Below are 12,838 nucleotides of genomic sequence, written 5' to 3'. Positions count from 1 at the left end.
CGCGCACTCAGGTCAGCCCACGTACGAGAGGGCCAGCTCGATCACCGGTTCATAGACCGCCCGACGATCACGCGTCCAGACCTCCGGGCCGTGGGCGAGCTCGTCGGTCGCCATCCGATAGATCAGCGCCCGCACCAGCATCTGCCCCCACTCCGGCAACTCTGACCACCGCGCCGCCAGCTCCGGTTCGGCGTCGTACCAGCACAGGGCGTCGGCCACCGCGACGGCCGACGCCCACGCGGGTGGGCGCCAGTACACCGGCCAGTCGATGATCGCCGGCGGCAACCCGTCGGCGAACATCACGTTCCCCGGCAGATCCCCGTGCACCGCCTGCGCCACGAGGTCGACCGGCCGACGCGCCGCGACGAGCGGCGACACCAACTCGACGTACGCCGGACTCCCGCCGATCGACCGCTCTTCCCAGGCGACCCGATCGCCGTCCGACCAGGGATCGTCCCGCGTATCGACGAAGTCCGGGCGCGGCAATCCCGCCACTGTCTCGTGGAAGGCGACGCCGGCCGTCAGCACCTCGTCCTGCCGGCTCACGTCCGTGGCACCGGCCAGCAGCTCCGAGGCCTCCCAGCCGAACGCGACCCACGCGCCACTCGCACTCCGCACCGGCCGAGCCACCCGGAACGCGGTCGACTCCGGCAGCTGATCCAGCACGGCGGCCCGCCACTCGGCCTCCGCCGGTAACCCCGCACGCTTCAGCACGACAGCCCCGCACCGCCACGTGTCCCCCTGCCCACCGGGCAGGAGTACGGCGCTGCCGGACAGGCCGAACGCTTCCAGGACAGTTTCCGGCGGACCGTTCATCCGCCCGATCTTAGGCCGCAACGTCTGGCTAGCTGCGGGTCTGCTCTCCCGAACTCAAGAGCGTTGCAGGAACCTGCCGCACAGCCGGCCGCGCCGACAGCAACCGGCTGTTCGCCGCCACGCCGACGAGCAGCGGCAGCAGCCCGGTGAACGTCCAGACCAACCCGACCGCCGCCGCGAACCAGCCGACGATCGCCGGTCCGATCAGGACTCCGGCGTACGTGAAGGTGGTCAGCCGGGACACCGCGGTCGCGGCCTCGACCCCGCCGGTGCGACCAACCGCGCTGAAGACCAACGGGAGCAGGACCGATCCGCCGAGCCCGACCAGCGCAAAGCCGGCGATCGACACCGGCCACAGCGGCACGGCGACGACAACGGTCAGCCCGATCACGGCCACCAGTGCGCAGGTCCGGAACAGTGCGGCGGCGCCGTACCGCTCGGTCAACCGATCGCCGATCAAGCGGCCGACGGTCTGGAACGCGGTGAATGCGGTGAATGCCAGGCCGGCCGTCGCGAGGTCCGCACCGCGCGACTCGTGCAGCAAAACGCCACTCCAGCTGATCACAGCTGCCTCGCCGATCATCACCACGAAGCCCATCGCGCCGAAGATCAGCACCGGCCGGGTCCAGCCCACCGTCCACCCGGATCGCGTCACGCGATCGGTCTGGTCCGCCGCGGGCGGAAGCAGTCCGCGTGTGACGACCTGTCCCACCACGAGCAGCACGGCAGCCACGACCACGAACTGATTGCCGAGGTCGACGTCGGCACGGATCGCCACGGCACTCAAAAGCGAGGTCAGCACCGCACTCACGCTCCACGCCGCGTGGCAACCACTCATGATCGGCCGGCCGCGGAGCCGCTCGACCGCGACCGCGTGGGCGTTCATGGCCACATCGACCGCACCGTGCACGAATCCCATCACCAGCACCGCAAGGCCGAGTTGTACGACGCTGCGTGCCAAGCCGACGGCGACCAGCAGCAAAGGAAGGACCGCGAGCGCGATCGTGATCAGGCGCCGGCTGCCCACTCGGGCGACCAGACCGCCCACGAACTGCATCGACACCAGCGCCGCCGCACCGAACAGCGTGAGCACGATGCCGAGTTGGCTCTCGGTCAGCTGATGCTCGACCTTGATCGACGGGATCCGGGACAGGTAGCTGGACACCAGGCATCCGTTCACGAAGAACACCGTGGTCACCGCCCAGCGTGCGCGTCCGACGTTCATGACAACCTCCTCGGCGCGCCGTCTGCACGCTCTCGGGGGCGACGTCGGAGCCGATCCGCGGATGTTGCCGATCCGGTGCGGCGGGTCGGACGGAGGTCCTTGGGGTGGGTCGCTCTAGGATCTCGTGGTGACTGATCTCGATCTGTTCGGGGACCTCGACACCGCCGCGCTCCCCGAGCGGCAGCAACGGATCCTGGTGGTGATCCGGGACTGGGTGACGCGGTACGGATACCCGCCGAGCAGCCGGCAGATCGGTGACGCGGTCGGGCTGCGGTCCTCGTCGTCGGTGTCGAAGCACCTGGCCAGCCTGGAGGACAAGGGTTTCCTGCGCCGGAGCCCGTCGGTCTCGCGGCCGATCGACGTCCGGATGTTCCTGCCGGAGCCGACCGCCCGGGAGTCCGAGGACTCGGTGCCGGTGCCGGTGGTCGGTGACATCGCGGCCGGTACGCCGATCTCCGCCGTCGAGCAGGTGGACGACGTACTGCAACTGCCCCGCGGACTGACCGGCCGCGGGAACGTGTTCGGCCTGCGGGTCCGGGGCGAGTCGATGATCGACGCCGCGATCTGCGACGGCGACATCGTCGTGGTCCGGCAGCAGTCCGAGGCCTACACGGGCCAGATCGTCGCCGCGATGATCGACGACGAGGCGACCGTCAAGGTCTACCGCCGCCGCAACGGCCACGTGTACCTGGAGCCGCGCAACCCCGCGTACGACGTCATCGACGGGGACAACGCGGTCATCCTCGGGATCGTCGTGTCGGTGCTGCGGAGCGTTTGACGCCGAGGAGCAACTCGATTACTGGGCCAGCCGCTCCTGCAGCAATCCGAGTTGGGCGGGATTGACGGTCAGGTCGGCGGCCCGTCGGTCGGCCGCATGTGCTTCGGGCTCGCGACCGAGGTCGCGGAGGAACTGGGCGTGCGTCGCATGGAACAACGGATACGCCTGGAGGTCCGTCGAGAGCTCATCCAGTTCGGCGAGCGCGGCCTTGGCGTTTTCGACGTAGGACAAGGCGATCGCGCGCTGCAGGCGAGTGACCGGCGTCGGCTGCACGACCAGGAGCATGTCGTAGAGCACGAGGATCTGTACCCAGTCCGTCGCCGCCCAGGTCCGGGCCTCGCTGTGGCAGGCGGCGATGGCGGCCTGCAGTTGGTAGGGACCGGGAGCCCTGTGACGCCGGGCGGTGCGGGTCAGCAGGGCCGTCGCGTCGGCGATGGCGGCGTGATCCCAGCGGGCGCGGTCCTGGTGCTCGAGCAGGACAAGGTCGCCGGTGGTGGTGAAGCGGGCCGCCGTACGGGCTCGATGGAGACGGATCAGGGCGAGCAGACCGGCGACCTCGGGCTCGTTCGGGAGCAGACCGTGCAGGAGCGCGGTGAGCCATTCGGCGTCGTCGACCAGATCGCGGGAGTGGACGCGCTCGGCCGTGCTGGACAGATAGCCTTCGTTGAACAGCAGGTAGATGACGGTCAGCACCTCTGTGACGCGCTCCTGGAGATCGTCGTCGCGCGGGATGCGATACGGGATCCCGGCATCGGTGATCTTGCGCTTCGCCCTGGTGATCCGTTGCGCGACGGCCGACTCCGAGGCCAGGAACGCGGCCGCGATCTGCGCGGTCGTCAGTCCGCAGACGACTCGCAACGTGAGGGCGATCTGCGCCTCGCGCGCCAGCGCCGGGTGGCAGCAGGTGAAGATCAGCCGGAGCCGGTCGTCCGGAGCCGGCTGCACGGGCCACTGGAGCTGGGCCAGCTTGGCACGGTAGTTCTGCTGCCTTCGCAGTACGTCGAGACCGCGCCGCCGCGCGACCGTGAACAGCCACGCGTCGGGCCGCTCGGGGATCCCCTCGACCGGCCAGCGCCGGAGCGCGATCTCGACAGCGTCCTGGACCAGGTCCTCGGCCGCGGAGAAGTCGCCGAGCAACGACACCAGCGATCCGGCCAGCCGGCCCGCGTGATCACGCACCACGCGGGCCAGCTCGTCGTCGGTGTTCACAGCTGCTGCACTGGCCGGATCTCGACGATCGGGCAGGCCGGCCAGGTCTTCACCATCCGCAGCGCCTCGTCGAGATCGGCGACCTCGATCTCGCTGAACCCGGAGATGACCTCCTTGCCCTCGATGAAGGGCCCGTCGGTGGTCATCGGTACGCCGCCGCCGAACCGGACCGTGGTCGCGGACTCCGCCGCCTGCAGCTTGCTCCCGCTCCGGATCTTGTCCCGGTGGTCGTCGAACCACTGCATCACCCGCTGATACGCCCGGTCCCGCTCGTCCGGCGCCATCGCCTCGAGCTCCTTCGCGTACTCCTCGGTCTCCACGAACATCAGCACGTACTTCACGCGCACACCTCCTGCGGTCAGTCTCACACTCACTCGACACCACCAAGACGATCGGGATCCGGCCGGATCCGACAGTGGGGGCCTCAGCCGGCGGGGACTTCGGACCTGCCCGGAAAGGCCCTCCGGCACTGCCGGTCGGGCGGGCTCCCCCGGTTGGATCGAGGAAGCGGCAGGAAGGGAGTGTTCGATGACATCGTCCGGCCGATCACGGTCTCCGCAGGGGAGAGACCAGTCGCGGCGGATGGTCCCGCTCGAACTAGCGCAGGAGGAGGGGTCTGCGCGGTCCGGGCCGGATGCCGACGCGTCTGAGGAGTCACAGCAGCTGACGGCTGGGGCTCTGATCCGGCTGGCCGGTGCGCTGGACACCACCGTCTCCGCTCGCACGGGTTCACGGACAACGCCCGTCCGTGGACTCGCCGCCCTCCATCCGGTCCTCGATCACCTCCGCGAGGACGAGTGCCTCGCACTCCTGGCGCCCGGCGGCAGTGGCCGGCTCGCGTTCGACCTGTCCGGCCGGCTGTCGGTACGGACGGTGACCTACACCCTGCACGACCGGCTCATCGTGTTCCGGACCGGGGCTGCCACGGCGATCGCGCAGTACGGCGATGGTCCGGTGGCGTTCGAGGTCGATCGGCTGGACGGGGTCGCGCGGGATGGCTGGAGTGTGCTCATATCGGGGCGCTGCCGGCACGGCTCCCTCCAGGAGATGTTCGCGTGGCGACCGTTCATGGACGAGTCGGGCGACGAACGGGAGATCCTCGTCGTGATCGAGCCGGAGCACATCAGTGGCCGCCGCATCCGCGCCTGGTGACGGCGGGTCAGGTCTTCGGCCGGCGCTTGGTGCGCTCGACCGCGTACACGGCCGCCTCGGTCCGCCGTTCCATGTCGAGCTTCCGCAGCAGCGCCGAGACGTAGTTCTTCACGGTCTTCTCGGCCAGGAACATGCTCTGCGCGATCTGCCGGTTGGTCTTCCCCACCGCGATCTCGTCGAGGATCCGGCGCTCCTGATCCGTCAACGACTGGTACCGCGGGTCGTCCTCGACGTCGACGGGGTTCCGCAGGCGCTCCAGGACCAGAGCGGTCATGGCCGGGTCGAGCAGCGACTCCCCCGCGGCCAAACGCCGTACTGCTCCGACCAGATCGGTGCCGCTGACCTGCTTGAGCAGGTAGCCGGCCGCACCGGCCATGATCGCGGTGAACAAGGCTTCCTCGTCAGAGAACGAGGTCAGCATCAGGCAGGCCGGCGGCGTGTCCATCGACGACCGCACCTCCCGGCACACGGTGATCCCGTCGCCGTCGCCCAGCCGGACATCCAGGACGGCGACATCCGGGCTCAGCGCCGGGATCCGCGCGATGGCGTGCGCCGCGGTCGACGCCTCGCCGATCACCTCGATGTCCGGCTCGCTCTCGAGCAGTTGCCGCAGCCCGAGCCGGACGACCTCGTGGTCGTCGAGCAGGAACACCTTGATCGTCATCGCGTCTCGCTTCCCCCGGCAGCACCCGTCCCGCTCAGAGTAAGCCGACCCCGGAGGTTGTGATGCGAAGCCAGGACGGCGCCGCCCGCGAGTTTCTCGACGCCGGCGAATGTCTCCGCCTGCTGGGCTCGGTCCCGGTCGGGCGGCTGGTCTTCACCCAGGGCGGCCTGCCGGTCATCCGGCTGGTGAACTTCCTCGTCGACACGGACACGATCGTCTTCGTGTCCGACGACCCCGAATGGCTCCAGGCCGCCCATCGTGGTGACGTGGTCGCGTTCGAGGTGGATGACCTCGATCCGTCCCGGCACCTCGGGTGGACCGTGACCTCGATCGGCCACCTGTCCGTCGTACCCGCGGCTGAGGCGGCCGACCTGGAGCGGACCGCGCCGTCGTGGGTGGGGCTGGGTGGCCGCCCGTTGTTCCGGCTCGGCGTCGAGTCGCTCAGTGGCCGGCGTGCGCCTATCGATGCTCAGGGCAACGGCTCCGAAGCGTTCCCAAACCGTCACGGGCTTCGTACCGTGGCCACGTGAGTGATCAGGACGACGTCGGCCGGCGGCGCCTGTACGAGGTGACCGCCGAGATCACACAGTTCCTGCTCGGGGACTTCGACGAGCGGGACGCCCTCCGGCTGATCGCCCGCCGGGCCCGCGAGGTCTCCGGCGCGCACGCCGGTGCCGTCCTGCTGACAGACCACGACAAGCTCGTGTTCGCCGCGCTCGACGGGCCGCCCGAACTCCAGGAGTACGTCGGCAAGCGGGTCGCGGGACTGGATCACCTGGTGCGCGCCGACCGGGTGAGTGTTGTCGGCATACCCCAGATCGCGTCACTCGGACCGGCCCTCGTCGCTCCGCTGCCGCCGGCGTCGTCCGCGGTGGGCGGGCTGTTCTTCGTGGCGGCCGAGCCTGGTGGTGCAGTGCACGAGGCTGACGAGCTGGTCAGGATGTTCGCGGCGCAGGCGCGGCTGGCGCTGGATCGCTCGCAGGCACAGCGGGAACACTCGATGATCGCCGTCCTGGAGGACCGCGACCGGATCGCCCGGGATCTGCACGACCTGGTGATCCAGCGCCTGTTCGCGACCGGGCTGCAATTGCAGGGCATCCACCGGATGGTGGACGCCGAGGTCCAGGAACGCATCGATCGCGCCATCGCGGACATCGACTCCACGATCCGCGACCTGCGCGCGGCGATCTTCGAGCTGCGCCACCACCCGGCTCGCCGCTCGCTCCGATCCGACCTCCACACCCTGGTCTCCGAGTACACCGGACCCCTCGGCTTCCGTGCCGAGCTGACCTGCACCGGCCCGCTCGATGCCGTTGTACCGCTGGAGGTCCGTCCCGAGATCCTCGCAGCGGTCCGCGAGTCGCTCTCGAACGTCGTACGCCATGCCGAAGCCACCGCGGTGACCGTCGACGTCACGGCGACCGCGACCGAGGTCATCAGCCGGGTTGCCGACAACGGCGTCGGCGTGGCCGCGGTCGACCACCGCAGCGGACTCCGCAACCTCCAGGAGCGGGCGGAGGCACTCGGCGGTGCCGTGCGGCTGGAGAGGAACCAGCCGCATGGCACCGTCCTCGAACTGCGCGTGCCACTCGCCGGGCCGCGCAGCTGAGCCTGTTCGCGTGCACATTCCAACCCACACGGTCTGTGAGTGCGCGAGCTCGCTGGGTGTGCGTGTCACGCTGAAGGTATGCGGATGGTGATCGCGCTCGGGGGGAATGCGTTGTTGCGGCGCGGGGAACGGCCGGACGCAGAGGTGCAAGTGGCCCATCTGGCCGTGGCGGCGCCGGCGCTGGCGACCGTGGCGGCCGAGCACGAGGTGGTGATCGTGCATGGGAACGGACCGCAGGTCGGGCTGCTCGCATTGGAGAGTACGGCGGACCCGGGCCTGACCAAGCCGTATCCGCTCAGCGACCTGGTCGCCGAAACCCAGGGCGTGATCGGCTACTGGATCCAGCAGGCACTGACCAACGTGGGCCTGCCCGGCCGAGCGGTCACCCTGGTCACGCAGACCGTCGTCTCCGCCGACGATCCAGCGTTCGGTACGCCGACGAAGTACGTCGGGACCGGGTATCCCGCGGACCACGCGCGCCTGCTCGAATCGACGACAGGCTGGACCTTCCACCAGGACGGCGTCGAGTGGCGCCGCGTCGTCGCGTCACCCGAGCCGCGCCGGATCGTCGAGCTCGACGCTGCCGAGATCCTCCTCCGCAACGGCGTCACCGTGATCCTGGCCGGCGGCGGAGGCGTCCCAGTGGTCGAAGGTGCCGCGAGGTTGGCCGGGGTCGATGCCGTCGTGGACAAGGATCTGACCGCGGCGCTGATCGCGACCGAGCTCCGCGCGGATCTGCTGGTGATGCTGACCGATGTGCCGGCGGTCTATCTCGACTACGGGACGCCGACCCAGCGTCCGTTACACGAGATCGGGATCGTGGACCTTGCGGCACTCCACTTCCCCAGCGGGTCGATGGGGCCGAAGGTCACCGCTGCCGGCCGGTACGTGGAAGCGACCAAGGGCCGGGCCGCCATCGGCTCTCTGGACGAGGCGGCCGCGGTGATCGCGGGGGCCGCGGGGACCCAGATCGTTGCCGGCAGTCCACGGGTGAGCTGACCTCAGTGGTGGCCGGAGCCGTCGTCGGACGACTTCCCCGAGCCGGACTTGCCCGAGCCACTCTTCCCTGAAGTCGGCGTCCCCGAGGTCGGTGACCCTGAACTCGACTTGCCTGAGGTCGGTTTGGTGGTGGCGGTCCGGTCGACGCCCCTGTCGTCGCCGGGTTCGGTGGTCGCGGTGCTGGGGCCGGGCGTGCGGGTGCGGTCGCCGCCGTGGTCGTCCTGGGTCGGGGTGACCTTCGCGCTCTGGGGAGTGATGTTCTCCGGTGGCGGGAACCACAGTGGCGCGGGCGACCGGCCCGGCGTACCAGGATCGAAGGCGGACCAGACCGCCGTACCTCCGGCGACCAGTCCGGCTGCCGCGACCAGGCCCAGCAAGCCGGTGCCGGCCCAGGCGAGGTAGCGCACCGGGCGGCGTTGCGGCTCCGCGTCGTCTCCGCTGGTGCGCAGTACGACGGGGCGGCGGCGCAGGTCTTCCGAGTCCATGCCTCGATGCTGTCCCAGCTACCCGGCCGGCGCTATCGGACCTTGGTACTAGTACCTAGTCGTCCCGGCGCTGGCGCTGGGCCCACAGCGCGGCCTGGGTGCGGTCCGTCACGCCGAGCCGCTGGTACACGTTCGTCAGGTGCGCCTTCACCGTGCGCTCGCTGATTCCGAGCCGGCGGGCGATCGTCTTGTTCGGCAGGCCGGCGCCGACCATATCGAGCACCTCCTGCTCACGATCGGTCAGCTTCGTCTCCGGACCTGGGCTCCGCCGGTTCGTCAGCAGGACACGCGCCGCTTTCGGATCCAGCGGCGATCCGCCGGCGACGATCTCCCGCACCCCGGCCAGGATCACCTCGGGCTCGCTGTGCTTCAGCAGATACCCCTCAGCTCCGGCCTGCAGCGCGTCCAGGATCCGAGCCTGATCGCTGAACGACGTCAGCACGAGCACATGCACACCTGGGTCGGCCGCGACGATCTGCCCGGTCGCCGAGATCCCGTCCGTCCCGGGCATCGACAGATCCATCAGTACGACGTCCGGCCGCAACTCGGCCGCCATCGTCACTGCCTCGGCACCGTCACTCGCAGCCCCGACCAACTCGATGTCGTCCGCAGTACCGAGGAGCTGGGACAGACCCGTCCGGACGATCGCATGATCGTCGACAATCAGCACCCGGATCACACCGGCACCTCGGCTTCCACCCGTGTCCCCTGCCCGGGAGCGGCCCGGACCGTCAGCGTGCCACCCGACTCGGCGAGCAGGTCGCCGATCGAGCGTAGCCCGAGGTGCCCGTTGCTACTCCGCTCGTCGAGTCGCGATTCGTCGAACCCGCGGCCGTCATCGTCGACGATCAGCACTCCCCGACCGTCGACCCGCTGCGCCTTGATCAGCACTTCACGCGCGCCGCTGTGCGCGGCCACGTTCCGCACGACCTCCTGCGCTGCCCGGAACAACAACGCCGCGGCCGCCGGCGGCAACTCCTCCACCCCATCGGTCTCGAGCCGTACGTCGACCCCCGCCCGCTCGAGCCCCGCCGCCAACTCGGCCAACGCCGACGTGAGCCCTTCCTCGGCGAGGTTCGGCGGATAGATGTCCACCAGCAACGACCGGAGCGACCCGATGCTCGCGCGCAACCTCCCAGCACTCTCCGCGATCAAGTCCGCTCGCTGCCCCTCGCTCGGATTCCCCAGCCGCATGGCATCCAACGCGTAGTTCAGCCCGGTCAGCTCCTGTACGACGCCATCGTGCAACTCCCCCGCGATCCGCCGACGCTCGGCGTCCGAGGCGTCGACAGCGTGCTGCAGCAGCCGTTCCCGCTCCCGCTGTTGCCGCTGCACCCGCCGGGCCAGCGACCAGGCGAACGGAATCTGGACCAGCTCCAGCACGAGCAGCGCACCCAGCGCAGGCGGTGCGAACCGCTGCCAGGCAGCCTTGCCGGCGTCAGTCACCGCCTGGTACTGGAAGTACGCCTCGAACAGCATGGGTTCCCCCTGCGGCCCCCGGATCCCGACGTACACCTCGAGCAGCTTCTTGTACGGGATCTCGAACCGGTTCTCCGGCCGGCTCAGGTCGCTCACTTCCGACGCGCTGCTCCCCTGCTGCCGCAGAGCGGCCTCCTCTTCCGGGCCCAGCGGGAACTGCTGACCGATCAGGCGGGGCTCGTCGGAGTAGACAATCCGGCCGTCGGCATTCCACACCTTCACCCGTACAAGCGATCCCTGCAGCACGTACTTGCGCATCGCCGTGTCGAACGACTGCAAGGCGAGCGGCTGTCCGGCGATCACGCCCGCGTCCAGGCGCGGCTCGACCACCCCACGCGCGGTCACAAAGGCCACCTGCCGAGCCGACTCCCTTGCCTGCTCGACGCCCGCCTGGCGGGCCACGACCGCGATCAGCGCGGCCAGGGACAGCAGCACGATCAATCCGGCCGCGGTGAATCGCACCAGCAGCCCGACCGTCGAGATCGGCCCACGGTCCGTGCGCGAGCGTCGCAGTCTCACCATGCCTGGGATCGTAGGGGTTGCCTGGCGCCGCGCGGCAGCCCGACGACAGTCGTAGTACCAAGGTGCACTACCGAAGCCGACCGGCCGGCGACGACGGTTGTCGGCATGAAGCTTCCGCTCTCACTCGCCGTCGCCGGGCCCGCCGCCCGAGCGCAGTTCCCTGCGCTCGCCGTCGCGGCCGGGTTCGTCGTACTGCGAGTCGGCGCGGTTCTCGTCCGTCCGTGGCCCCTGGCCCTCGCGGTCGATCACGCCCTCGGGCCGGATCCCGCGGCGGATCCGGTCGTCGTCCTCGGATTGGCGGCCGTTGGCAGCGTCGGATTGTCGGCAATCATCGGATTGCTCGACATGGCGAGTCTGCGCACCGTCGAGGGTGCGGCCGAGCGGATCGGCGCCTCACTCCGCGCCACGATGTTCCAGCGCACGATGACGCGGTCGTTGCGGTGGCACGATCGCATGCGCAGCGGCGAGCTGGTGTCCCGCCTGACCACGGATGTCGGCCGGGTCCTCGACGCGGTGGTAGCGGTGACCACGTCGTTCCTGCCCGATGCGGTGATGCTCGCCGGCGTCCTCGCGCTGTTGTTCGCGTTCGACCCCGAGCTCGCCCTGATCGGCCTGGCGGTCGCACCGGTCCTCGGCGCGCTGGCCGTCCGGCAGCGGCGGCTCATCCGAGTGGCACAGCAGGATGCGAGGACCGAGTCGGGACGGTTGGCCGGGGCAACGACCGACCTGTTGCGGAACGTCCGCGCCGTTCAGGCCTTCGGGCGCATCGACAGGGCCGCCGCGATCTTCGGCACCCGGAACCGCGCCGTACTCGATGTCGAGCTGCGAGCGATCGAGGTGGACGCGCGCTGGACCCCGATGGCCGATGTCGTGCTGGCGATCGGCGCTGCCCTGGTGCTGGTGATCGGTGGACGGCACGTGCTGTCCGGAGCGCTCACGGTCGGTCAGTTGCTCGTCGTACTCGCCTACCTGCGAGACCTCTACTCTCCGGTGCGCGGCCTGACCCGGCTGTCCGTCGTACTTGCCAAGGCCGGTGCCAGTGCGGCGCGGGTTCGCGAGATCCTGCACTGCGACGAGGCGGTCGAGGATCGGTACGGCGCTCGGCCGGCCCCGGCACTGCGGTCCGGCGTACGGTTCGAGCGGGTCTCGTTCGGCTATGAGAACGGTCAGCCGGTGCTCGATCACTTCGACCTCGACATCGCAGCCGGCGAGACCGTCTGCCTGCTCGGACCGAGTGGGATCGGCAAGAGCACAGTGCTGCACCTCCTGCTCCGCCTGTACGACGTGGACGCCGGACGGATCCTGATCGACGGCGTGGACGTCCGGGACTGCGACCAGCGCAGCCTGCGGGACCGGTTCGCGTTCGTCCCGCAGGACCCGTGGCTGCTGGACGCGACAGTCGCCGAGAACATTGCCTTCGGCAACCAGAATGCGACCCGCGCGGGTGTCATCGCAGCCGGGCAGGCGGCCCTGGTGGACGAGTTCACCGGACGGCTGGCGTACGGGTACGACACGCCGCTGGGCGAGAGCGGTGTCCGGCTGTCCGGCGGTCAGCGCCGCCGGGTCGCACTGGCCCGGGCCGCCGTGTCATCCGCGCCGATGGTCCTGCTGGACGAGCCGACCGCGTCCCTCGATCCGGTCTCGGCCGCCGCGGTGATCGAGGCCATCCGGACCACGACCGCGCGGCGCACGGTCCTGCTGGTCACCCACGATCGCGACCTGGCGGCCATCGCCGACAGGGTCGTCACCCTGCACGAACACCAACTCAGTGGAAGGAGGTGACCACCATGCTCCGCATCAAGCCGGTCATGCACCACGGCCACGGACGGTCCCGCAGCCGCTCGCGCTCCCGCAGCCGTTCCCGCAGCCGCTCCCGCGGCTGACCACCAGCCTGCCGCCG

The 12,838-nt window shown here is 70.0% G+C and carries 14 protein-coding genes; 6 read left to right on the top strand and 8 right to left on the bottom strand.

The window, feature by feature from the left end:
* Window positions 1-12: 12 nt before the first annotated feature.
* Window positions 13-816: a TIGR02569 family protein gene (locus OG558_RS33650; RefSeq protein ID WP_405066576.1), complete on the bottom strand. Its 804-nt coding sequence runs from the start codon at window positions 814-816 to the stop codon at window positions 13-15.
* Window positions 817-844: 28 nt separating this feature from the next.
* Complete coding sequence (locus tag OG558_RS33645) at window positions 845-2,041, bottom strand: MFS transporter (protein ID WP_405066575.1); 1,197 nt, start codon at window positions 2,039-2,041, stop codon at window positions 845-847.
* A 127-nt stretch (window positions 2,042-2,168) separates the two neighbouring features.
* Here OG558_RS33645 and lexA point away from each other — a divergent pair, with 127 nt between their 5' ends.
* A complete protein-coding gene (lexA, locus tag OG558_RS33640; RefSeq protein WP_405066574.1) occupies window positions 2,169-2,819 on the top strand; it encodes a transcriptional repressor LexA in 651 nt (216 codons plus the stop codon).
* 18 nt (window positions 2,820-2,837) lie between these two features.
* Here lexA and OG558_RS33635 read toward each other — a convergent pair whose 3' ends face one another.
* Together OG558_RS33635 and OG558_RS33630 are read right to left on the bottom strand one after the other, a co-directional pair.
* Window positions 2,838-4,028: an RNA polymerase sigma factor gene (locus tag OG558_RS33635; RefSeq protein ID WP_405066573.1), complete on the bottom strand. Its 1,191-nt coding sequence runs from the start codon at window positions 4,026-4,028 to the stop codon at window positions 2,838-2,840.
* Window positions 4,025-4,369 carry a YciI family protein gene (locus OG558_RS33630; RefSeq protein ID WP_405066572.1) on the bottom strand — a complete coding sequence of 115 codons (345 nt, stop codon included), beginning with the start codon at window positions 4,367-4,369 and terminating at the stop codon, window positions 4,025-4,027. Before OG558_RS33630 ends, OG558_RS33635 begins: the two co-directional genes overlap by 4 nt.
* Window positions 4,370-4,556: 187 nt before the next feature.
* Here OG558_RS33630 and OG558_RS33625 point away from each other — a divergent pair, with 187 nt between their 5' ends.
* Window positions 4,557-5,180: a pyridoxamine 5'-phosphate oxidase family protein gene (locus OG558_RS33625; RefSeq protein ID WP_405066571.1), complete on the top strand. Its 624-nt coding sequence runs from the start codon at window positions 4,557-4,559 to the stop codon at window positions 5,178-5,180.
* 7 nt (window positions 5,181-5,187) lie between these two features.
* Here the strand turns inward: OG558_RS33625 and OG558_RS33620 are convergent, their stop codons facing one another.
* A complete protein-coding gene (locus tag OG558_RS33620) occupies window positions 5,188-5,844 on the bottom strand; it encodes a response regulator (RefSeq protein WP_405066570.1) in 657 nt (218 codons plus the stop codon).
* A gap of 62 nt (window positions 5,845-5,906) precedes the next feature.
* Between OG558_RS33620 and OG558_RS33615 the strand changes: the two genes are divergently transcribed.
* The 3 genes from OG558_RS33615 (at window position 5,907) to OG558_RS33605 (ending at window position 8,452) form a co-directional block, all read left to right on the top strand.
* A complete protein-coding gene (locus tag OG558_RS33615; RefSeq protein WP_405066569.1) occupies window positions 5,907-6,374 on the top strand; it encodes a pyridoxamine 5'-phosphate oxidase family protein in 468 nt (155 codons plus the stop codon).
* Complete coding sequence (locus tag OG558_RS33610; RefSeq protein ID WP_405066568.1) at window positions 6,371-7,453, top strand: sensor histidine kinase; 1,083 nt, start codon at window positions 6,371-6,373, stop codon at window positions 7,451-7,453. The genes OG558_RS33615 and OG558_RS33610 overlap by 4 nt, the downstream gene beginning before the upstream one ends.
* 78 nt (window positions 7,454-7,531) lie before the next feature.
* On the top strand, window positions 7,532-8,452 hold the full coding sequence (locus OG558_RS33605; protein WP_405066567.1) for a carbamate kinase: 921 nt from the start codon (window positions 7,532-7,534) through the stop codon (window positions 8,450-8,452).
* Window positions 8,453-8,454: 2 nt separating this feature from the next.
* Here the strand turns inward: OG558_RS33605 and OG558_RS33600 are convergent, their stop codons facing one another.
* From OG558_RS33600 to OG558_RS33590, 3 genes are read right to left on the bottom strand one after another with little or no spacing between them, the layout of a single operon-like run.
* Window positions 8,455-8,937 (bottom strand): hypothetical protein, encoded by a 483-nt coding sequence (locus OG558_RS33600; RefSeq protein ID WP_405066566.1) that lies wholly within the window; start codon window positions 8,935-8,937, stop codon window positions 8,455-8,457.
* A 55-nt stretch (window positions 8,938-8,992) separates the two neighbouring features.
* The gene (locus OG558_RS33595; RefSeq protein WP_329477420.1) at window positions 8,993-9,616 is read right to left on the bottom strand and encodes a response regulator transcription factor; all 624 of its coding nucleotides are present in this window, start codon (window positions 9,614-9,616) and stop codon (window positions 8,993-8,995) included.
* The gene (locus OG558_RS33590; protein ID WP_405066565.1) at window positions 9,613-10,938 is read right to left on the bottom strand and encodes a sensor histidine kinase; all 1,326 of its coding nucleotides are present in this window, start codon (window positions 10,936-10,938) and stop codon (window positions 9,613-9,615) included. Before OG558_RS33590 ends, OG558_RS33595 begins: the two co-directional genes overlap by 4 nt.
* A 105-nt stretch (window positions 10,939-11,043) precedes the next feature.
* Between OG558_RS33590 and OG558_RS33585 the strand changes: the two genes are divergently transcribed.
* A complete protein-coding gene (locus OG558_RS33585; RefSeq protein WP_405066564.1) occupies window positions 11,044-12,720 on the top strand; it encodes an ABC transporter ATP-binding protein in 1,677 nt (558 codons plus the stop codon).
* The last annotated feature ends 118 nt before the right edge of the window (window positions 12,721-12,838 follow it).

The sequence above is a fragment of the Kribbella sp. NBC_01510 genome, from assembly GCF_045040325.1.
In the GTDB taxonomy this organism is placed as follows: Bacteria; Actinomycetota; Actinomycetes; order Propionibacteriales; family Kribbellaceae; genus Kribbella.
This window is presented reverse-complemented; position numbering and strand designations above follow the sequence as displayed.

What these genes read in the sequence shown, in the direction of transcription:
- OG558_RS33650 (WP_405066576.1), bottom strand. Translation starts at nt 816, where the DNA reads ATGAACGGTCCGCCGGAAACTGTCCTGGAAGCGTTCGGCCTGTCCGGC.
- OG558_RS33645 (WP_405066575.1), bottom strand. Translation starts at nt 2,041, where the DNA reads ATGAACGTCGGACGCGCACGCTGGGCGGTGACCACGGTGTTCTTCGTG.
- OG558_RS33625 (WP_405066571.1), top strand. Translation starts at nt 4,557, where the DNA reads ATGACATCGTCCGGCCGATCACGGTCTCCGCAGGGGAGAGACCAGTCG.
- OG558_RS33620 (WP_405066570.1), bottom strand. Translation starts at nt 5,844, where the DNA reads ATGACGATCAAGGTGTTCCTGCTCGACGACCACGAGGTCGTCCGGCTC.
- OG558_RS33615 (WP_405066569.1), top strand. Translation starts at nt 5,907, where the DNA reads ATGCGAAGCCAGGACGGCGCCGCCCGCGAGTTTCTCGACGCCGGCGAA.
- OG558_RS33605 (WP_405066567.1), top strand. Translation starts at nt 7,532, where the DNA reads ATGCGGATGGTGATCGCGCTCGGGGGGAATGCGTTGTTGCGGCGCGGG.
- OG558_RS33600 (WP_405066566.1), bottom strand. Translation starts at nt 8,937, where the DNA reads ATGGACTCGGAAGACCTGCGCCGCCGCCCCGTCGTACTGCGCACCAGC.
- OG558_RS33590 (WP_405066565.1), bottom strand. Translation starts at nt 10,938, where the DNA reads ATGGTGAGACTGCGACGCTCGCGCACGGACCGTGGGCCGATCTCGACG.
- OG558_RS33585 (WP_405066564.1), top strand. Translation starts at nt 11,044, where the DNA reads ATGAAGCTTCCGCTCTCACTCGCCGTCGCCGGGCCCGCCGCCCGAGCG.